This is a genomic window from Exiguobacterium sp. SL-9 (assembly GCF_004336985.1).
GTDB lineage: Bacteria > Bacillota > Bacilli > Exiguobacteriales > Exiguobacteriaceae > Exiguobacterium.
Genome location: NZ_SJUO01000003.1, coordinates 328,414 through 347,892 on the forward strand (window position 1 = coordinate 328,414; position 19,479 = coordinate 347,892).

19 protein-coding genes and 1 pseudogene are annotated in these 19,479 nt (G+C 49.6%); 10 read left to right on the plus strand and 10 right to left on the minus strand.

The window, feature by feature from the left end; all coding sequences use genetic code 11:
• Positions 1–206 precede the first annotated feature (206 nt).
• The 7 genes from EVJ34_RS10285 to EVJ34_RS10315 all read left to right on the plus strand — a co-directional run bounded on the left by EVJ34_RS10285 (position 207) and on the right by EVJ34_RS10315 (position 7,144).
• A complete protein-coding gene (locus tag EVJ34_RS10285) occupies positions 207–1,484 on the plus strand; it encodes an ABC transporter substrate-binding protein (protein WP_131485518.1) in 1,278 nt (425 codons plus the stop codon).
• 60 nt (positions 1,485–1,544) lie between these two features.
• The gene (locus EVJ34_RS10290; RefSeq protein WP_131485520.1) at positions 1,545–2,510 is read left to right on the plus strand and encodes a carbohydrate ABC transporter permease; all 966 of its coding nucleotides are present in this window, start codon (positions 1,545–1,547) and stop codon (positions 2,508–2,510) included.
• 12 nt (positions 2,511–2,522) lie between these two features.
• Positions 2,523–3,347, plus strand: coding sequence for a carbohydrate ABC transporter permease (locus EVJ34_RS10295; protein ID WP_084592872.1), 825 nt, complete (start codon positions 2,523–2,525; stop codon positions 3,345–3,347).
• An 11-nt stretch (positions 3,348–3,358) separates the two neighbouring features.
• A complete protein-coding gene (gene pgmB, locus EVJ34_RS10300; RefSeq protein ID WP_131485522.1) occupies positions 3,359–4,009 on the plus strand; it encodes a beta-phosphoglucomutase in 651 nt (216 codons plus the stop codon).
• A gap of 55 nt (positions 4,010–4,064) precedes the next feature.
• Positions 4,065–5,678: an alpha-glucosidase gene (locus tag EVJ34_RS10305; RefSeq protein WP_131485524.1), complete on the plus strand. Its 1,614-nt coding sequence runs from the start codon at positions 4,065–4,067 to the stop codon at positions 5,676–5,678.
• 142 nt (positions 5,679–5,820) lie between these two features.
• Positions 5,821–6,207 carry a MerR family transcriptional regulator gene (locus EVJ34_RS10310; protein WP_131485526.1) on the plus strand — a complete coding sequence of 129 codons (387 nt, stop codon included), beginning with the start codon at positions 5,821–5,823 and terminating at the stop codon, positions 6,205–6,207.
• Between the two features lie 88 nt (positions 6,208–6,295).
• Entirely contained in the window at positions 6,296–7,144 is an 849-nt protein-coding gene (locus tag EVJ34_RS10315; RefSeq protein WP_131485528.1) for an oxidoreductase, read from the plus strand.
• 65 nt (positions 7,145–7,209) lie between these two features.
• Here the strand turns inward: EVJ34_RS10315 and EVJ34_RS10320 are convergent, their stop codons facing one another.
• Both EVJ34_RS10320 and EVJ34_RS15820 read right to left on the minus strand, forming a co-directional pair.
• Entirely contained in the window at positions 7,210–8,295 is a 1,086-nt protein-coding gene (locus EVJ34_RS10320) for a GGDEF domain-containing protein (RefSeq protein WP_131485530.1), read from the minus strand.
• Between the two features lie 257 nt (positions 8,296–8,552).
• Entirely contained in the window at positions 8,553–8,699 is a 147-nt protein-coding gene (locus EVJ34_RS15820) for a hypothetical protein (protein ID WP_021066172.1), read from the minus strand.
• Positions 8,700–8,945: 246 nt separating this feature from the next.
• On the opposite strand from EVJ34_RS15820, the gene EVJ34_RS10325 reads away from it, so the two are divergent.
• Positions 8,946–10,388: a carbon starvation CstA family protein gene (locus EVJ34_RS10325; protein ID WP_131485532.1), complete on the plus strand. Its 1,443-nt coding sequence runs from the start codon at positions 8,946–8,948 to the stop codon at positions 10,386–10,388.
• 30 nt (positions 10,389–10,418) lie between these two features.
• Here the strand turns inward: EVJ34_RS10325 and EVJ34_RS10330 are convergent, their stop codons facing one another.
• The 4 genes and pseudogenes from EVJ34_RS10330 to EVJ34_RS10345 form a co-directional block, all read right to left on the minus strand.
• Positions 10,419–11,594: a sensor histidine kinase gene (locus EVJ34_RS10330; protein WP_131485534.1), complete on the minus strand. Its 1,176-nt coding sequence runs from the start codon at positions 11,592–11,594 to the stop codon at positions 10,419–10,421.
• Between the two features lie 202 nt (positions 11,595–11,796).
• Entirely contained in the window at positions 11,797–12,513 is a 717-nt protein-coding gene (locus EVJ34_RS10335) for a peptidoglycan DD-metalloendopeptidase family protein (protein WP_131485536.1), read from the minus strand.
• A gap of 474 nt (positions 12,514–12,987) precedes the next feature.
• The gene (locus EVJ34_RS10340) at positions 12,988–13,569 is read right to left on the minus strand and encodes a YdhK family protein (RefSeq protein ID WP_131485538.1); all 582 of its coding nucleotides are present in this window, start codon (positions 13,567–13,569) and stop codon (positions 12,988–12,990) included.
• A gap of 26 nt (positions 13,570–13,595) precedes the next feature.
• Positions 13,596–13,826, minus strand: a pseudogene (locus tag EVJ34_RS10345) (multicopper oxidase domain-containing protein); the annotation flags it as partial.
• 394 nt (positions 13,827–14,220) lie between these two features.
• Here EVJ34_RS10345 and EVJ34_RS10350 point away from each other — a divergent pair.
• Positions 14,221–15,177: a F510_1955 family glycosylhydrolase gene (locus tag EVJ34_RS10350; protein ID WP_131485542.1), complete on the plus strand. Its 957-nt coding sequence runs from the start codon at positions 14,221–14,223 to the stop codon at positions 15,175–15,177.
• A 37-nt stretch (positions 15,178–15,214) separates the two neighbouring features.
• On the opposite strand, the gene EVJ34_RS10355 is transcribed toward EVJ34_RS10350, so the two are convergent.
• The 4 genes from EVJ34_RS10355 to EVJ34_RS15735 are packed head-to-tail and all read right to left on the minus strand — an operon-like array spanning position 15,215 to position 18,785.
• Complete coding sequence (locus tag EVJ34_RS10355; RefSeq protein WP_161568906.1) at positions 15,215–16,609, minus strand: sensor histidine kinase; 1,395 nt, start codon at positions 16,607–16,609, stop codon at positions 15,215–15,217.
• Complete coding sequence (locus EVJ34_RS10360) at positions 16,606–17,283, minus strand: response regulator transcription factor (protein WP_131485546.1); 678 nt, start codon at positions 17,281–17,283, stop codon at positions 16,606–16,608. The genes EVJ34_RS10355 and EVJ34_RS10360 overlap by 4 nt, the downstream gene beginning before the upstream one ends.
• A gap of 54 nt (positions 17,284–17,337) precedes the next feature.
• Positions 17,338–18,672, minus strand: a complete 1,335-nt coding sequence (locus EVJ34_RS10365) for a UDP-N-acetylmuramoyl-L-alanyl-D-glutamate--2,6-diaminopimelate ligase (protein WP_131485548.1) — start codon at positions 18,670–18,672, stop codon at positions 17,338–17,340.
• A complete protein-coding gene (locus EVJ34_RS15735) occupies positions 18,609–18,785 on the minus strand; it encodes a hypothetical protein (protein WP_161568907.1) in 177 nt (58 codons plus the stop codon). Before EVJ34_RS15735 ends, EVJ34_RS10365 begins: the two co-directional genes overlap by 64 nt.
• 175 nt (positions 18,786–18,960) lie before the next feature.
• Here EVJ34_RS15735 and EVJ34_RS10370 point away from each other — a divergent pair, with 175 nt between their 5' ends.
• Positions 18,961–19,458, plus strand: coding sequence for a DUF305 domain-containing protein (locus EVJ34_RS10370; RefSeq protein ID WP_131485550.1), 498 nt, complete (start codon positions 18,961–18,963; stop codon positions 19,456–19,458).
• The last annotated feature ends 21 nt before the right edge of the window (positions 19,459–19,479 follow it).

Consider the following 19,479-nt stretch of genomic DNA (forward strand, 5'->3'; position numbering starts at 1 on the left):
AACGTTATGGTTAATCTTCAAATTTGATTTAGATATCTATAGTCTAGACGCAGAGTACGAGGTCTGTAAACCTCTAAAAACGGGGCTTTTTAACAAGTTTAAAAATAATACTTGATTTCCGAAACGTTTCGGGTATAAAATCAGGTTGTGAGTTGAAAGCGTTTACTTTAATTCGAGTTGGATCATCCATGAGGAGGAAATTACACATGAATAAAAAAGTATCAAAGCCATTATCTGTTTTCATGCTATCAGGTCTTGTCTTTACTGCCGCTTGTGGCGGCGAGGAGGAAGCGCAAGTCGCTTCAGACCCGTCTGAGCTCGAAGGAAAAGAAATCACGGTCGGGACATGGAAAGGGACAGACGCTGAGGTCAAGGCGTTCGATGAATTGCTAGCAGCTTTCACGGACGAGACGGGCATCAAAGTGAAGAAGAAAGTGTATAACGACTATCAAACGCAACTTCAAACAGACCTTGTCGGTGGAACAGCACCAGACGTCTTTTACGTCGATGCTTTTCTCGCCCCTGAACTTTCGAAGCAAGGGGTGCTTGAGCCACTCGATCAATATGTAGAGCAAACCGAAAAAGATTTGGGCGACTTTTATGAGCCGGCCATCAATGCGTTCAAATCAGAAGACCAGTTGTTCGGGCTACCGAAAGACTATTCGACGCTCGGTCTCTATTATAACAAGAAGATGATTGAGGATGCCGGATTCACAGCGGACGACATTCCGACAGAGATGGAAGACCTTCCTGGGTTCTTAAAAGAGTTGCAGGGCGAGCTCCCGTCGGGTGTGACACCAGCCATCACATCATCTGAGTTGGCGCGTCATATGTTCGTACTTCAGTCAGGTGGCACGGATATCGTCGATGGAGACGGAAAAGCGGTCTTGTCGCAACAAGATCAAATCGCTGCCTTGCAACCGCTTGTGGATGCTTACCAAGACAAACTTGTTCAACGACCAGCTGACCTTGGTCAAGGTTGGGCCGGTGACTCGTTCGGGGCTGAAAAAGCCGCTATCATGATTGAAGGAAACTGGGCGATTTCACATATCCAGCAAAACTTCCCGGATGTCGAGATGGGAACGAAAGAAGTCCCGACAATCGGTGGCGATAGCGGTTCGATGATGTTCACAGTATCGTACTCACTCAATAGCGATTCAGAAGAAAAAGCCGCAGGTTGGGAGTTCATCGATTACGCGACTTCGAAAGATGGCATGAAAATCTGGTCTGAAGGGGCAGGCGTCTTGCCGTCACTCAAATCAATTGCAGAAGAGCTTAACCTTCAAGACGATGAGTTGAAAGCACCGTTCGTTGCGGCTGGAGCGTATGCGACTCCTTGGCAAAAAGGGGACTCCCTCTCAATCGTTGCCCGTGAATACAACAACTTGTTGCCGGCAGCTCTAAAAGGCGACATGACGCTTGAAGAAGCAATGAAAAAAGCAGAAGAAACAGCGAATAAAGATATCGAGACGCAATTGCAATAAAGAAACAATTGGGCTCGCGTAACCGCGCGAGCCTCGTTGTGTTCGGAGAGGGAGGATCATATGGGCACACAGCTCGAAATCAATCGGCGTACGGATGCGGCATCGCAAGCACCACCGCCTAAAAAGAAAAAAGGTAGTGAGCGCAACCGTCGTGAATCGATGCAGGGCATCACGTTCATGTTGCCGACGCTGATCATCTTAGTGACATTCACGTTACTTCCGATTGCGTACTCGCTGTTCTTGTCGTTTACGCGCGTCAATTTATTTGGCGGCATCGATTTCCAATGGGTCGGCTTTGATAACTATGTCAACGCTTGGAACGATGACAGGGTTTGGACGGCATTGAAAAATACGTTCCGATATGCGTTGTTCGTCGTGCCGATTCAAACGGCGATTGCCTTGTTGATGGCTGCCGTCCTTAACTCAGGGATTCGGTTCCAAAACACGTTCCGGACGATTTACTTCTTGCCGACACTCACATCGAGTTCGGCGCTCACGATGATTTTCATGTTCTTATTCAGTTTGAACGGTCCAATTAACAACGTTCTCGTCAGTCTTGGGTTTCTCGAGGTACCAGTCAACTTCATCAACGAGACCGACTTTGCGCTTACGACCATCATGGTCATGAACATCTGGTCGACGGTTCCGTTCTTCATGACCATCTATTTGGCGGGACTGCAAGATATTCCGTCGTCACTTTATGAAGCGGCATCACTTGATGGGGCGAACGCGTGGCAGAAATTGATGAAAATCACGGTACCGAACTTGACGCCGGTCACAAACTACGTCTTATTGATGGGGATTATCGGTTGCTTCCAATTGTTCGATCAGGCGTATATCATCTCGGGAGGGACCGGAGGACCGAACAATGCGACGCTTACTTTCTCACTCATCATCTATCAATATGCGTTCAAGACGATTGGGACGATGGGCTATGCGTCAGCGCTGGCAATCATCTTGACGGTCATCATCTTCACAGTGTCGATGCTTGCCCGTAAGTTGAACAAGGAAGAATCCAACTATTAAGGAGGAATGGATATGAAAAAGAAAAAATGGCCGCGTATCGTGATGTATGTCATTCTCATCTCCTACGCGCTCGTCACACTGTATCCGTTCCTATGGGCAGTGCTCGCATCGTTCAAACCGTATAGTGAGATTGTGGCCGGGGGACTGACGCTTTGGCCGGAAAACCCGACACTCGCCAACTTTGAACATATCTTTACGAAAGACCCACTGTTCCCGCGATGGATCTTGAACTCGTTTCTGATTGCAACGGTCGGGACAATCGTGAACGTCATCTTCAACACGATGGCGGGATATTCACTCGCGCGGCTTCGGTTCCCAGGACGGAACTACTTATTCCTGTTGATTCTCGCAGTCATGATGGTACCGGGACAGATTTTGCTCATCCCGAACTATTTGATTATGCGTTCGCTCGGGATTCTCGATACGTATTCCGCCTTGATTATTCCCGGGGCAATCAACTTCGCGTACATCTTCTTGATGCGACAGTTCTTCATTAACTTCCCGCGTGAAGTGGAAGAAGCGGCGCAAGTCGATGGACTCAATCGGTTTCAGACGTTTTGGCGCATCGTTTTCCCGATGGCGAAAGCTTCGGTCGCGACGCAAGCCGTTTTCGTATTTCTTGGCTTCTGGAACGAGTTCTTAAAACCGCTCCTCTACATCACGTCGCCCGAGAAATACACGCTGACGCTCGGCCTGCAGTCGTTCCAAAGTCAAAACGCGACACAGTGGAACTACATCATGGCGGCCTCGGTCGTCAGTATTATTCCGATCATCATTTTGTATATCTTGCTGAATAAGTACTTCATGCAAGGATTGCGAATCGGTGGGGACAAATAAGGAGATTGACAATGAAAGCTTTCATTTTTGATTTAGACGGTGTCATCACCGATAGTGCCGAATATCATTATTTGGCTTGGAAAGCACTTGGTGAAGACCTCGGCATCCCGTTTGACCGTGAGTTCAACGAGACGCTCAAAGGCGTCAGCCGGACCGAGTCGCTCGAACGGATCCTTCGCCACGGAGGCCGCGAGAACGATTTTTCACTCGAAGAGAAGGAACGACTCGCCACGAAAAAGAATGAACACTATGTCTCGCTCATCTCGAAGATTACGAGCGATGATATTCTACCAGGAGTCGAGGCGTTTTTAAGCGAACTAAAAGAAGCAGGCTATAAGATTGGGATGGCGTCGGCGTCAAAGAACGCTCACATGGTGACACGCCAGCTCGGCTTGCTCCATGCGTTTGACCATATCGTCGATGCGGCAACCGTCGTGGACTCGAAACCACATCCGGAAGTGTTTTTGAAAGCAGCCGAAGCGCTAGCTGTCGATCCGAAAGATTGTGTCGGTGTCGAGGATGCGGTCGCGGGGGTTGAAGCGATTCATGCGGCCGGGATGTTCGCCGTTGGTATCGGCGACCCGCTTGTCTTGAACGAAGCGGACATTGTTTTCACGGATACGACCGGTCTCACGCTCGACAACGTCTTGACACGGAATTAAAAAACAAAGCCTCGAGTGGTGACGCTCGAGGCATTTTTAATGAGGAGGAGATCGAATGAAGCGAACCTGGTGGAAAGAGGCCGTCGTCTATCAAGTGTATTGGCGGAGCTTCCTGGATACGAACGGGGATGGCTACGGTGACTTGGAAGGAGTACGGCAGAAATTGCCGTATATCAAAGAACTTGGGGCGGACGTCGTGTGGTTGAACCCGTTCTACGTTTCGCCGGACAAGGACAACGGCTATGATATCGCCGACTACTACCGGGTCATGGACAAGGCGGGCACGATGGAGGACTTCGAGCGTTTGCTTCAGGAAGCGCATGCCATCGGGCTCAAAGTCATCCTCGACCTCGTCGTCAATCATACGTCTGACCAGCATGCATGGTTTTTAGAGGCAAAAGCATCGGTCGACTCACCTAAACGAGACTATTACATCTGGCATGACCCGGTCGACGGGAAAGCACCGAACAACTGGCGCTCATACTTTGCACCGTCGTGTTGGGAGTATCATGCGGAGAGCGAGCAATATTATTATCACTCGTTCGCCGTCGAACAACCGGATCTCAACTGGGAGAATGGAACGTTGCGACAGGAGATTTATCGCATGATGCGCTTCTGGCTCGACAAAGGCATCGACGGGTTTCGGATGGACGTCATCAACCTGCTGGCGAAACGAGAGGACTTGTCAGATGTGGCCGACCCGTATGACTTGAGTTACTTGGCGAACAATCCCGGCATCCATGACTATCTGCAAGAGATGCATGACCAAGTGCTGCAGCATTATGACTGCATGACGGTCGGCGAAATCCCGTTCGTGACGCCAGCCGAGGGAGCGCTCTATGTCGATGAGTCACGCCGTGAGCTCGACACGTTGTTTCATTTCCAAATTGCTGATGAGATGCCGACATGGGATATGCTTCGCTTTAAAGAGATTCAGCGAGATTGGTACGAGGGATTGAAGGGAAAAGGATGGAATTCACAATTCTTGAACAATCACGACCACACGCGCCAAGTGACACGTTACGGAAATGACCGCGAACATCGTATCGCTTCGGCGAAACTGCTCGCCACCCTCACGCATACGCTTCCGGGAATGCCATATATTTATCAAGGGGAAGAGATTGGGATGACCGGTGTCGCGTTCGATTCGATTGATGAGTACCAAGATATCGCGATGCGAAATCGTTACGCGGAAGAAGTGGCGAACGGACGGGATGCGCGAGAGGTGTTGACGAGTCTGCAACTGCTTAGCCGTGACAATTCGCGGACACCGATGCAATGGAACACCTTGAAACATGGAGGTTTCAGTAAGGGTAAGCCTTGGATGTCGATTAATCCAAATTACACGTATTTGAATGTCGAGACAGATTTGTCGCAAGAAGACTCGGTGTTTCGCTATTACCAACGGTTGATTCGACTGCGAAGAGAGAATCCGGCGCTTATATACGGAGAGTTCATGGACTTATTGCCGAACGACCCGTTCATTCATGTATACGAACGGACGCTCGAGCTTGAGCGCTTTGTTATTGTATTAAACCATTCCAATCACACACATGATGTTCCGCTACCAGTCGAAGGCATGGAACTACTCTTATCGAATATGGTGACTGAACATGAAAAGCTCGCTCCGCACGAGGCGAGGATTTATTACTCATCGCTACGACATTAATTGTCGGGAAATCACATTTGAAAAGTGGTGGGGTGCGTGTGGTTTGTGCCGTTACGCTTAGGTTAGCTCTAAGGTCGACAACTCATGTGAATTCCTGTATAAAATAACTTAAAGTCAAATTTAAGTTAAAGAGGGTGACGAAATGTACAGTATCACTGAAATCGGTAAAATAACGGGCTTACCGGCCTCGACACTTCGTTATTACGAGCAGGTGGGGATTCTTCCACATGTCGATCGGAACGATGTCGGACGAAGAGTGTATAGCGAAGAAGTGTTAGAATGGCTCGAATTAGTCATCGCATTAAAAGACACTGGAATGTCTATTGACGACATTCGAACATACACAGCCATGATTTTAGAAGGGGATGACACACTGAACAAACGGCGCGAGCTATTAGTCCAACATAAACAAGATGTTGAAATGAGCATCGCCAAGACGCAAGTGTATTTAGAAAAAATTATACGGAAAGTCGCTGTATACGATGTATTGATGCATCAAAAGAAAAAACAAAAAAATCCGCTCATTTAACCGCTTGACTTAAAGTTAACTTTAAGTTGTAGGCTATATATATGCTTTGAAAGAAAGCAAATCATATAAAGCCTAAGGAGTGAGTCTCATGTCTGAAAAAGTATGGTTCATCACAGGATGTTCGACTGGTTTTGGTCGTCACATTGCGAAAAAAGCGATTGATGCTGGGTATAAGGTAGTGGTTACAGCCAGAAACGTCAATCAGATTGAAGACATCGTAGCTGAAAATGCGGACAACACGCTCGCACTTACGCTTGATGTTACAAATCAGGATCAAGTCCACGAAGCTGTCCGTCAGACGATTGCGAAGTTTGGTCGAATCGATGTCTTGGTCAATAATGCTGGGATTGGGTATTTTAGTTCAGTAGAGGAAAGCGTGGAAGAAGAGACGCGCAAGATGTTTGAAGTGAATTTTTGGGGTTTGATGGAGATGACAAATGCGGTCTTACCTCATATGCGCAACCAAAAATCGGGTCATATTATTAACTTCTCGTCGGTTGGTGGGTTGGTGTCATTCCCAACTTTAGGTTACTACCATGCCACGAAGTATGCTGTAGAAGGTATATCGGAGAGTTTAAGTCAAGAAGTTGCACCTTTTGGCATTCATGTCACGTTAATTGAACCGAGTGGTTTCCGCACGGACTGGAGCGGTCGGTCGTCTGTGAAGACCGAAACGGCAATCCCCGAACTACAAGCTTCGGCAGTAGGGATGATGTTGCAAGGTGTATCGCAACAGAGCGGTCAAGAACCGGGTGACCCGGAAAAAGCAGCTGAAGCCGTATTGGCTGTCGTGGAATCAGAGACACCTCCTCTCCGTTTGTTATTGGGGAAAGCGGCTTATCAAGCCGTGACACATAAGCTGAATACGATGAGCACGAGTATTGAGTCATGGAAGGATACGACGTTACACGCTGACTTCGAGAGCGAAGTCGATTAAAACGAAATCGGCTCAACAAAAAGAGGAATCTTCCCGTCGAAGATTCCTCTTTTTGAATTCCGTCATTAATTTAACACGAGTGAACGCTCATTGACATTCGTGAGCACCACTTGATTTCGTCCCGAGTGTTTCGCTTCATACAATGCGTCATCCGCTGCTTCTGTCATTTTTTGAATTGGCTCCGATTTACCATGAGCAATCCCGATGGAAGCGGTAATGTGAATTGGAGGAAAGTCGTTGAGTACAAACACTTCATGCTCAATGCGCTTCCGAATCCGTTCGGCAACTTTTTCGACTTTTTCAACCGGGAGATCATACATCAAAATGACAAATTCTTCGCCACCAATCCGGGCGACTAAATCGTGCGATCTCGTTTCAATTAAGAGTAATTCAGCAAACCGTTGCAAGACGAGGTCGCCGTTCGCGTGACCATATGTATCGTTGACGCGTTTAAAGTGATCGATGTCCAAGGCGAGAACGTTATACGTTCGTTGTTTCGTCCCGAGTTCAGACGTATAACGGTCCCAGACGCGTCGATTGAATAGCCCGGTCAAGTGATCACGTTCAGCGGATTGCTTGTAGTCTTTAGATTGTCGTGTCGTCTGTTCAAGGTCGATTGTCAGCGCGCTTGAAAGCAACCCGACTGACATTCCGACAGTCCAGATTGTGGCAATGAGAGTGAAGTAAGCCACACTCCAACCAAGGTTGATCAACACGGCGACCGAGATAACCGACAGCGCCCAAACGTTTAACAGCATACTTTGTAAGAACACTCGCTCTGCTAGACGGCGATGAATCCAAAGCATACCGATGCTGACAAACCATGTTGCGACAAAGGCGATGACAGCTTGATCGGTGACGCCGAATAAAAAGCGCGTACTCCCGATAAAAGCGGTCGCGACGAACAGCGGCAAGCGTGCCCCATAAAAAGCAAGTAACACGAGTGGTAAGTGCCGCAAATCGACACGGACTGACTCGTTCACTTCTACACCGTTAAACATGAGGAACAAACCGAGCAGTCCAGCAAGTATCCCGATTAAGACGCCACGACCTCTTGATGAGAAGAATAGTTGTGAGTGAAACACTTTTGAAATGAGATAAAAGCCAGTGAAAGCGACACAAGCGTTGATCAATAGGGCAATAATGGGCATTCGATCACGACCTTACTAACAGAGTATACGTTAACGGTAACAGACTGCAAAAACTTGTCAATTCATATGACGTTTTTTTGAAAAAACCTGTAAAAGTAAGATTGTTCAATGTATTCAATGTTTTTATTTGCTCGTGCTTCTCATGACGGAAAGCAAAAAAATAAGAGAATGGACCACCTAAATCAATGGTAGATTCTCTTACCGCAGCACTTTATTTCCAGTGGGAAATTCGGCGATTGAAAGTAGATCGTGTCGCCTCACGCTTTCTTCTTCGTTCCTTGGAACGCGAAAAACATCGCAATGCCGATGCCGAGTCCGAGCCACCAGTTATCGAACAACAGGCCGAAGATGAGGATAAAAGCGACAGCGACCGGGAGTGCTAAAAATCCACGTTGGCGTTTCATGAAAATCATCCTTTCTACTTCTCTCTGTTCGACTGTTCCCGGTTTCGCATGGAATCATTCTAAAAGCAATCGTTTTCATAAAAACGGCTCAACGACAACGTTTGTCTAAAAGATGAACACTTCTGTTTTCATGTGAAATTGTGAGCAAACATATCTATTCAATGGATAGGAACCCTGCTATATTAATCATGTGATATATTTCACATGAGGAATTCATAAATCACTTATATATAGGAGGACCATCCCATGGTTACATTTTTCTTAGCGTTAGGACTATTATTGCTCGGTTATCTCGTCTACGGCCGGTACGTCGAGAAGACGTTCGGTATTAAAGAAGAACGGACGACGCCCGCCTATTCGTCACAGGACGGCATTGACTACGTACCGATGGGCACAAAGCGCAACTCAATGATTCAACTGTTGAACATCGCCGGCGTCGGCCCAATCTTTGGACCGATCATGGGGGCGTTGTACGGTCCGGTCGCATTCCTATGGATTGTACTTGGCTCGATCTTCGCTGGCGCGGTGCACGATTATTTGACGGGCATGATTTCGCTTCGCAACAACGGGGCACACTTGCCGCAACTCGCCGAGAAGTTTCTCGGTCGCTCGCTCCGCCATGTCGTCAACGGCTTTGCGCTTCTCTTGCTGCTCTTAGTCGGGACGGTGTTCGTCACATCACCAGCCAATATGATCAACAACTTGTTCGATGGCAACGGCTCGACGCTCGCGATCGTCACGTTCGGGATCTTTGCTTACTACATCTTGGCGACGCTCCTCCCAGTCGATAAAATCATCGGTCGCATCTATCCGTTCTTCGGGGCGCTTCTCTTGTTGAGCGCGATTGGGATTGCCGTCAGCCTATTCACGCAAGGCTACCAAATCCCGGAGATGACGTTGACGAACATGCACCCCGACAACTTGCCGCTCTGGCCGCTCATCTTCTTCACGATCTCGTGCGGTGCGCTCTCAGGCTTCCATGCTACGCAGTCCCCGATCATCTCGCGGACGACGATGAAAGAGAGCAACGGCCGCTCAATCTTTTACGGCATGATGATTGTCGAAGCCGTCATCGCCATGATTTGGGCGGCTGCCGCCATGGCCATCTTTGAGCCGGGTGAACTGCTCGCCATGATCAATGCCGGCACACCGGCGCTCGTCGTTCAGGAAGTGGCGACGCTCATGCTCGGCAGCATTGGTGGGACGCTCGCCATTCTCGGCGTCATCGTCTTACCGATCACGTCAGGCGACACGGCATTCCGTAGCGCCCGGATGATCATCGCCGACTACTTGAACATCGTCCAGAAGAAGTTCACATCACGTCTGTGGATCGCGCTTCCACTTTTCGTCTTGTCGTTCATCTTGACGAAAGTCGACTTCCGTCTGCTTTGGCAATACTTCAACTGGGCCAACCAGACGACGGCGGTCATCGCTTTGTTCGTCGGCGCGACGTACTTGTATATCAAAGGGCGGAACTACTGGGTCGCGCTTTTGCCGGGGACGTTCATGTTGTACGTCGTCTGGTTCTACATTTTGACGGCCCCGATTGGCTTCAAGATGGACGGGGTGCTTCCGTATATTCTGGCCACGATTGGCACGGTCACGCTGTTCGGCTTGTTCTTCCGACACGCGAAAGCGATGCGTGAACAACGGTTCGAGTGCGACATCACAAGCAATCAAGCAGCATGACAAAAGGGTTTGGCCTCGGCCAAACCCTTTTTACTCGGTCGTCTCTTGTTCCGTGAGTAGCGTCGTGCTCGTCGTGCTATGGGAGTACAGATAGATGGAGAACGTTGTCCCTTCTCCGTACACCGAATCGGCATGAATGCCCCAACCGTGCGCCTCGGCGATCCGTTTGCAGATACGGAGGCCGAGTCCGGTCCCTTTGATGGAACGGTGAGCATCCGAGTCGACCCGGTAATATTCGTCGAATACGTACGGGATGGCGTCGCTCGGGATACCAATTCCTGTGTCACGCACTGATAGGACATACGTTTCGCCCTCGATTGTCTGCTCGACATAGACCGTGCCACCATCCGGAGAGTACTTGACGGCGTTACCAATCAAGTTGTGGAGCAACTGCAACAGCTTCTCCTCGTCGGCCTCAATTGTCACATTTTCGGCCGATAAGACGACGTCGTGCTGAGGAGATGTCGCTTTGTAGTGGGCGACGACGTCCTCGAGCACCGGTCGCAAGGAGAACGTCGACAGCGACAACAGCTCTTCGGAGTAGTTGACGCGCTGATAGTCGAGGAAGTTGTCGACGAGCCGCTCGAGTCGTTCGGCTTCCCGTTTGACGAGCGACAACATCCCGTGTGTCTTGTCGTTGTCACTATGTTGGTACATGAGCAGCTCGGCATAGCCGTTGATAGCCGTGAGCGGGGAGCGGAACTCGTGGGACAGCTCGGCGAGGAAAGCATCCTTCTGCTCCTCGAACCGGATGGCGTCGGTGACGTCCCGCCACATGATGAACACGCCACGCGGGGTATGGGTGAAATTCAAAATGAGTTGCATCGTCCGCTCGCCAATCCGGAGCGACTTCGCGTCCATACTCGGGCAACAGCCGAACCGGTTCGTCATGAGCTCATCCCAAAACAACGTCACATCGTTTATGTCGGCGCCGTTCTGCTCGAACGTCTCATGAAAGAAACGACTCATGCCGTCGATATTCTGAAAACGACGCGTCTCCATGGACGGACAGATGGTGCGTAGCTGTTCATTCGAATACAGATGGTTCCGCGTGAAGTCGATATAGCAGACGGCGTCCTGGACTTCTTCGACGAGCGAGGCGATTGGGAAGGCATGAGGGGATCGTGATCGCTTCGTCACGACGGATCGACTGCTCGATGACCGTCCGTGATGTCTTCGAGCCGGATAGAACGATTTTCGATTCATGGGAAAACCTCCTTTCCATCATAGGTTGTATATGAAAGTAAGTGCGTACGTAGGATTCCCATTCATTATACGATATTCCGCTTTAATTCCCTATACCATCCATATACCTAAGCAAAAACGGGTCACAATCGGGATGTATGGACGATTCGGTATCGATTCTATGAAAAAAGCCTCCCTCGAGGATACGAGAGAGGCGTCAAAGTTAGAAGAGCGTGTATGGATTGACGCTGTTGGCAGCCGTTGAGCTGCTGTAGACGTACTTGTTTTTATGGATCTCGAAGTGGAGGTGGTTTCCGAACGAGTTGCCCGTGTTGCCGACCGTTCCGATTTTTGCCCCTTTGGCGACCGTCTGCCCTTTGACGACGTTCAAGCGGTCCATGTGAGCGTATACGCTCGTATACGCTTGGCCGTTGATCGTGTGTGAGATCATGACGTGGTTGCCGTAGGCGCCGTAGTTCCGGGCGACGATGACTTGGCCGGTGGCTGCGGCTTGGACCGTCGTGCCTTTAGCGGCTGCTAAATCGATGCCGTTATGGAACGTGTAGCCATATTTGCCGCTCGCCGGGCCGTAACCTTGCGTCAATGTCCCTTTCGTTGGGATCAAGAACTTGTTCGCTGTGACCGTTTGGAGTGACGTGCTGCTATATTTTTTCACATACGTACTTGATACGTATCTAGTACTACCATTATAACTGATTTTTGTCCATGAACCTGTTGCGCCAAGATACGTGAACGTTTGACCGAGTTTGGCACTGCCGACTTTTTGATAAGATGTCGATGGGCCCGTCCGCACGTTCAGGACGTTCGTCGTCACTTGGACTTTATACGATGTAGCTGCCTCTACCGGTGTCGAAGCGGGAACTGTTAAGCCGGAAACGAGAAGGGCGCCTAATGTGATCGTCATCAGTTGTTTTTTCATAGTATGGTAAATCCTTTCAATTATGTAACAATGCGACAGAACAATGATAATTACCTGATAAAAAAATTTTACCATCAAAAAATAGAATTAAATATGTCATTTATATTTCAAAAAAGTATAATCGTTATGAAAACAATCGTGGATGAAGTAAAGTCTATTCATACCAACATATATAACGTTTTTTTGACGTAAGGGTATATGCCTATAATTAAAATAAACTAATCTTTCGTAGTTTAGTCATTTTAAAAAGAGGGTAATTTTATTTGTTTAGACTAAATAAAAAAGGACAGATTGAAAATAAGCTATTTTGTAATTTATTTCCTTTTTTGATTTCAATTCTCTTGATTCCAAGTCTGGCGCTGAATAGTTCAAGTGTCTTCCTCCAATATGCATAAGCAAAAACCGAGGCGTGAGCCCCGGTTTAGCATGTCTGCCCTGACTGAGAAGGCGTGATATATTCGTTGAGCATTTCGGTTACGGTGCAGCTAGTTCTGCCTCGGTGACCCATTTATGATTGGTCACGTCTTCCCCAGGTTCTAACGTAAAGTCGACCATGTAGACGGTCGTCTTTTCAGCCGAATCGATGGTAGCGGTCGTGCCGCCCATACCGGTCATATGTTCCGCCTCGACATCGACTTCATCACCAATCTTATACGGGGCTTGTGTCGCATCTTCGATTTCCTCATGGATAATCCATTTATGGTCTTCGACGCGCTCCCCGCCATGCATTGGATCATATGAGATGCTATATACGACCGTGTCGTAGGCACCGACAATCGTCGCCTCGGCACCTTCCATCCCCAGCATATGGGCTTCTGTGATGACGGCCGTGTCACCGACCGCGAACGTCGGATTATCGGCTGTTTTCAAGCCTTCCGGTACGTCGCCAGAGCCGGACATGTCCATTCCTGCATGATTGTTTCCGTCCATCGTCTCTTCCATCTGGTCATTCATATTCGTGTCATTGTTCGTCGTTTCGTCTTCGCCACAGGCGACGAGCAAGCCGCTCAGTGAGAGTGCCATCGTCATCATTCCAAGTTTTTTGTTTACCTTCATCTGTATTCCCTCCAAACATAATGTGGTCAATCTACTTTTAATTGTCCCATCATCCCGTTTTCTTCATGTTCCAAGATGTGACAGTGATACATGAACGTCCCTGTTTCTGTGAACGTCATTTCAATTTTTACTTTTTCGCCAGCTGCGACGGCGACCGTATCCTTCCAGCCGCGTTCGTTGTCAGGCGGGGGCTGGCCGTCTCGTTCAAGTATTCGGAATTGGACGCCATGGACGTGGAACGGGTGGGTCTCGTGTCCCAACATCTAGCCTCCAGTAGCGAACGTGAACAATAGAAGGAACAGTCCAATCACGATACTTATGATACCCATCCCGATTACCCATTTTATGACACGGTTCATAAGACAACATCCTTTCTCATTAAAGCGAATGCCTATTTAGTTATACCAATCACTTATGAAATTTTTGTTAAACGAAAGTAATACCCAGGTCATGGGTCATCGATTTATATCTAAGTATGTACAATCAGACGATTCAAAAAGTGATGGCAAATCTTGTCCCATCCTTTTTCATGGATTTGATGAGCCTCAGTACCGTCATCGTCGCTTTGAACGCGCGGACGCTCAAACTTTAACAAGTTTTTCATCTTTAGTTTTTATACTAGGGAAGATGCTAAAGATGGAGGGACTTTAAATGAGACGAACATTGCTCGTACCGACGCTCATCATGACGGTATTCCTTGCCTCGTGTGGGGGAGCGGAACCAGTGAGCGAGACAATTGCACCGGACACGGAAGAAAATGAGGCGCCGACGGAACAGGCGCCGGACCGCTGGGAAGCGACAAAAACAGGCACAACGGTCTCGCATATCCATGGTGCCGGTTTTTGGCAAGACGGACGCCCGGTCATCGCGACGCATACGGGACTGATGGAATTCAGGGAAGACGGCTGGTACGAGTTGTCGTCGAACCGGCATGACTATATGGGCTTCGAGCTCGTCGCGGACGGCTTTTACGCGAGCGGTCACCCAGCGCAGGATTCGCCATATGAGAATCCGCTCGGCGTCGTCCGTGGAACCGAGAAAGGCGAGACGCTCGAGATTCGCTCGCTAGAAGGTGAAGCGGATTTTCACTATATGAGCGTAGGTTATGAAACAGAAAGTATTTACGTCTATTTAGAACAAGCGACAAAAGAGCTCGCGCCAGGTTTTTATCGTTCGCTCGATGGCGGTGTCTCGTTTGAACCGATGAAGATGGACGGGATCGTGGGTCGTGGCATCGCCGGTATTTCGGCCGATGCGAGCGAACCGAAACGTGTCTTCGTCTATGGACCGGATGGCATCCTCGTTTCAGACGACGGGGCAGATACGTTCGAGCCGTTCAATGATCAAGGAAACATCGTCACGATGGCCACTGCAAAGGAGAAACTGGCGTACATCACTAAACAGGACGCTTCGTTTGAATTGGTCGTCTCTGATTTGACCGAGGAGACGGAGACGTCCATCGACTTGCCGTCGATGAGCGCGGACAACGTCCCGATTGAACTTGTGATGGAAGCAGATCGATTGTTGCTAGCGACATCGGACAACAGTGTGTACGTCTTCGAAGACGAGGGGTGGACGCAACTGTTGAAAGCGGGAAACGTGAACTGAAAAAATGGTCGGCGCCTGAGTCAGGGGCCGACCATTTTTAGTGGAGCGGAAGCGTGATCGTGAACGTCGTTCCGGATGGATTGGAGGCGACGGTCAACGTGCCATCATGCAACCGGACGATTTGATGGGCGATGGCGAGGCCGAGGCCGCTGCCTCCTGTACGACGGGAACGTGATTTCTCGACCCGATACAGGCGGTCGAAGATGTAAGGTAAGTCCTCTTGCGGGATTCCTTTCCCGTCGTCTTGAATCGTGAAATGAAGCGACTCATCCGTTCGCTGCATATCAAATCGGACGTGGCGTGCCTCGCTGTGTTCAATCGCATTGTGGGCGATGGAACGGAACACTTGTAAGATTCGGTTTCGGTCCAACTGAAGGACGACGTCTGTTGCACTGCAATCGGTCTGAGCTTTGAAAGCGATCGGTGTCACCCGGAACATCGTATCGAGCACTCTCCGTAAATCTTCGCATAACTCACCTGCAGACACGGTTTCGCGATGCAACGTGAACGTGTTCTCGTCCAACTGGGCGAGCTGGAACGCGTTCTCGACGAGCTCGGTCAACGCCTGGCTCTCCTCGAGAATCGTCTGAATCGATTGTTTTTTTAACGACTCTGGTGTCTGCGGTTTGGACGCGATTTCCGCATAGCCTTGGAGATATGTGAGCGGCGTTTTAATCTCATGGGCGAGGTCAGATAAAAATTGATTGCGCTCTTTCCGGAGGCGGGCCAGTTCAAGCGACATCGCTTCAATCGAGCGGGCGAGTTCCCCAATCTCGTCTTCTCGAGTCGTCGGGAGCGTCAACGTCTCAGGATTTGTCAGTACGTCCTCGGTCGCTCGGCGCAATAGCTGAATCGGATTTGAAATCAAACGGCTCAGTAAGACGAACGTCAAAACGGTGATGACGAGCGCGATCCCTGTGATGTAGAGAAATCGGAGTTGGAGGCGATGGCTGATTTCGTGAATGATCTCGGTCGGGAGAAACATATACACATATCCGAAGCGGGTGCCGTTTTCCATGGCGTCAATCGGGGTCCGCACCGCGAGATACGGCCCGTTCTCCCAATTATTCTCGAGAACGATCGTCTCATTTACATCTTCTCGGTTTGCTTCACCTTGAACGAGCGTCGCGAGCGGGTCAGGAAATCGATTGGACGTCTGTAAGATTGAATGGTCGGGAGCGGTGATGGCGACTTTCGTGTCAGTCTCGCTTTCCATCGTCGCGACGTGACCGATTGTCTCGGCATCAAAACTCATCGACAATACGTTCGCGTGACTCTCGGCCCTCGACTCGAGCCGATCGATTTCTTCGACGACGCGCTCACCGAGGAGTGTATGGTAGAGCAATAAGAACAAGACGCCTTCAATTAATAACGTCGTCAATAAAAAGATCAGGCTGATCCGGAACGGGAGGCTATTGCGTCGAAACGTCATGAGTCCGATCGCTCCTCGCTCCAACGATAGCCGCGTCCCCATACTGTCTTCAAATAATCGTCGATCGGGAAGCCGGACTCACCGAGTTTGTCGCGGATCATGCGGATGTGGGCATCGACCGTGCGCGGGTCCGACTCAGACGAATAGGGCCACACCAAGTCATATAAATCCATCCGATTGTACAGGCGGTTCGGGTGTTGTAGAAACAGTTTCAAGATGGCCGTCGCCTTCGGTGTCAAGACGACTTCTTGCTCTCGATAAAGAATACGACCACTCGCTTCCTCGTAGCGTAATTGACCGTAGCTGACGTTCGTCATCCGGCTGCGTCGCAAGACGGCACGGATGCGAGCGAGTAAGACGTTCCCTTCGAACGGCTTCGTCACATAATCGTCCGCACCGGCGTCCAATCCTCGAATCGTCGTCTCACTATCCGATCGGGCCGTCAGCAAGACGACGGGGAGCTCGGCATCGAGTGCTTTGATTTGGCGGCACAACGTGATCCCGTCGACACCGGGCATCATGATATCTAACATGACGAGGTCCGGGCGCTCAGAAATGAGCTCCATCGCTTCTTGTCCATCCGCTGCCTCGATGCATGTATAGCCGTCCCCTTCGAGGAATAAGCGAAGGAGTCGTCTCATTTTCACTTCGTCATCGACAATCAAGATTTTCATCTGTTGTCCTCCTTTTGTCTGCGTCCATCATTCCTACCAATTTCGAGAGTCGTGCTACGTTCTCCTTGTAAAGAACTGTCGGACAAGTTCCGATTCGTCGAACGGCACGAGGTCGTCGTTTATGCGCTCGACGCGATCATGTCCTTTCCCGAATAGGACGCCACAATCATAGTCTACCATCCGTTCACAGAAGAAACGGATCGCTTCTTCACGCTTGTCGAAATGGGCGAGTTCAGTAGACTGTCCATCCGCTAAATCATCGAGGATTTGCTTCGGGTCTTCATGACGCGGATCGTGGACCGTCAAGATGAAGTCGGCACCTGAAGCGGCGACCACGTCAGTCATCATCCGACGTTTCATCCGGTCTCGCTCCCCGGCAGCACTGAGTAATACGAGGACACGAGAGTGACGAGCCGTTAGCGATGTCACGACTTTTTTTATGGCATCCGGGGTGTGCCCGTAGTCGATATAGACTGGTGTCGTGATACCTGTCACTTTCTCGAGTCGCCCGCTCGGTAAGTGTAAGTGCGAGAGGTGGGGAACAATCTCTTTTAATGAGACACCCGTTTGAAGGACGATACTGATCGCACATAACATATTGTCGAGATTATAGTCTTCTTGGAACGGGAGTGCAGACCAGGTCGTGTCTCCGTCCATATGGATCGCAAAATGGTCATCTTTTGTCTGACCGAGCAAGTCGGCCGTAGACGAAGAACGGCTGAACATGAACTGCCTCGTGTGCGGTGGCGCGATGGACCGCATGACCTCGTGATGCGGATCGTCACCATTGACGATCCCACAACCCACATCCGACAATTGCGCGAACAATTGAGCTTTCGTGTACGCATACGTCTCCATCGTGCCGTGATAGTCCAAGTGGTCGTGAGACAGGTTGAGAAACGAGGTCGTGTCGAATGACAAGTTCGCGATACGTCCCTCCGCGATGGCTTGAGACGAGACTTCAATCAGACAATCCGTCACACCGGCCGCGACCATGGTGTGGAGGTGGCGTTGGATCGTCAGTGCATCGGGTGTTGTGTTCGGTGTCTCGAACGTCTGTCCGGCATAGGTGATGCCAAGTGTGCCGATTAAACCGGCTGAGAGGTCGAGACGGTCAAACAGTTGATGCGCGAGCGCGGTCGTCGTCGTTTTTCCGTTCGTCCCGGTGACGCCATGCAGACGTAGTCGCGCCGATGGATGATCGTAAAATGCACTGGCAAGTTCAGCCAAAGCGTGTTTCGTATCTTTACAGTAGATGACAGGCACCCGGGCCTCGATCGGACGTTCGGCGATGATGGCGACGGCCCCGTTGTGGATTGCTTCGTTCACGAAGTCATAACCATCGTGTCGATACCCTGATATACAGACGAATAAAAAATTTTGTTTGATTTTTTTGAGGAGAAGGAAATGCCTTCAATCACGGTTTCGGCAGGGTTGTCTAAATACGTCCATGTCACGAGCTGTTTCAGCTCTGCCAACAGGTCTTGCATCGTTTTGAGCACGGCTTGATTTCTCCTTTTTCGATAAAGTCCATTTTGACAGTATAGTCCCTGTTTGTGAAAAAGAAGTGAAATGGAAGAAAGGTCGGCTCAACGAGATCATCTGTGGTGTTTTAACGAAAAGAGAATAGGCAAAAAAATATGTAAAAGCAAATAAACAGAAAGGCAGGAGAGAACAATGAAACCTTATGCGAAATTCGGTGTGATGATTCTTGTGTCGACATTCCTCATGTATTGGCTCATGTATTTGAACGTGTTCCAACTCGACCATATCTTCTTCAGTCAGACGCGTCTGTACATGGCGCTCATCATGGGCTCGGTCATGGCGTTCGTCATGCTGTTGTTCATGTGGGGCATGTACAAAAACAAGAAGGTGAACGCGGTCATTTTAGGCGTGAGCGCGCTCGTGTTCGGATTGTCGCTATGGCTCGTTCGGAGTCAGACGACGGTCGATGACGTCAGTTGGATGAAGGCGATGATTCCGCACCACTCCATCGCTATTTTGACGAGCGAGCGGGCTGAAATCGAGGATCCGCGCGTGAAACAGTTGTCAGAAGAAATCATTAAAGCGCAAGAACGAGAAATCGCCGAGATGAAGCGGCTGATTGAAGAGTTAGAAAAAGAAGAAGAGGAAGAGGCAAAAGAAGCTGAATCGACAACAACAGCGACCGAGTAATCGGTCGCTTTTCTCATAGAA

What these genes read in the sequence shown, in the direction of transcription:
- EVJ34_RS10285 (WP_131485518.1), top strand. Translation starts at nt 207, where the DNA reads ATGAATAAAAAAGTATCAAAGCCATTATCTGTTTTCATGCTATCAGGT.
- EVJ34_RS10290 (WP_131485520.1), top strand. Translation starts at nt 1,545, where the DNA reads ATGGGCACACAGCTCGAAATCAATCGGCGTACGGATGCGGCATCGCAA.
- EVJ34_RS10295 (WP_084592872.1), top strand. Translation starts at nt 2,523, where the DNA reads ATGAAAAAGAAAAAATGGCCGCGTATCGTGATGTATGTCATTCTCATC.
- pgmB (WP_131485522.1), top strand. Translation starts at nt 3,359, where the DNA reads ATGAAAGCTTTCATTTTTGATTTAGACGGTGTCATCACCGATAGTGCC.
- EVJ34_RS10305 (WP_131485524.1), top strand. Translation starts at nt 4,065, where the DNA reads ATGAAGCGAACCTGGTGGAAAGAGGCCGTCGTCTATCAAGTGTATTGG.
- EVJ34_RS10310 (WP_131485526.1), top strand. Translation starts at nt 5,821, where the DNA reads ATGTACAGTATCACTGAAATCGGTAAAATAACGGGCTTACCGGCCTCG.
- EVJ34_RS10315 (WP_131485528.1), top strand. Translation starts at nt 6,296, where the DNA reads ATGTCTGAAAAAGTATGGTTCATCACAGGATGTTCGACTGGTTTTGGT.
- EVJ34_RS10320 (WP_131485530.1), bottom strand. Translation starts at nt 8,295, where the DNA reads ATGCCCATTATTGCCCTATTGATCAACGCTTGTGTCGCTTTCACTGGC.
- EVJ34_RS15820 (WP_021066172.1), bottom strand. Translation starts at nt 8,699, where the DNA reads ATGAAACGCCAACGTGGATTTTTAGCACTCCCGGTCGCTGTCGCTTTT.
- EVJ34_RS10325 (WP_131485532.1), top strand. Translation starts at nt 8,946, where the DNA reads ATGGTTACATTTTTCTTAGCGTTAGGACTATTATTGCTCGGTTATCTC.
- EVJ34_RS10330 (WP_131485534.1), bottom strand. Translation starts at nt 11,594, where the DNA reads ATGAATCGAAAATCGTTCTATCCGGCTCGAAGACATCACGGACGGTCA.
- EVJ34_RS10335 (WP_131485536.1), bottom strand. Translation starts at nt 12,513, where the DNA reads ATGAAAAAACAACTGATGACGATCACATTAGGCGCCCTTCTCGTTTCC.
- EVJ34_RS10340 (WP_131485538.1), bottom strand. Translation starts at nt 13,569, where the DNA reads ATGAAGGTAAACAAAAAACTTGGAATGATGACGATGGCACTCTCACTG.
- EVJ34_RS10350 (WP_131485542.1), top strand. Translation starts at nt 14,221, where the DNA reads ATGAGACGAACATTGCTCGTACCGACGCTCATCATGACGGTATTCCTT.
- EVJ34_RS10355 (WP_161568906.1), bottom strand. Translation starts at nt 16,609, where the DNA reads ATGACGTTTCGACGCAATAGCCTCCCGTTCCGGATCAGCCTGATCTTT.
- EVJ34_RS10360 (WP_131485546.1), bottom strand. Translation starts at nt 17,283, where the DNA reads ATGAAAATCTTGATTGTCGATGACGAAGTGAAAATGAGACGACTCCTT.
- EVJ34_RS10370 (WP_131485550.1), top strand. Translation starts at nt 18,961, where the DNA reads ATGAAACCTTATGCGAAATTCGGTGTGATGATTCTTGTGTCGACATTC.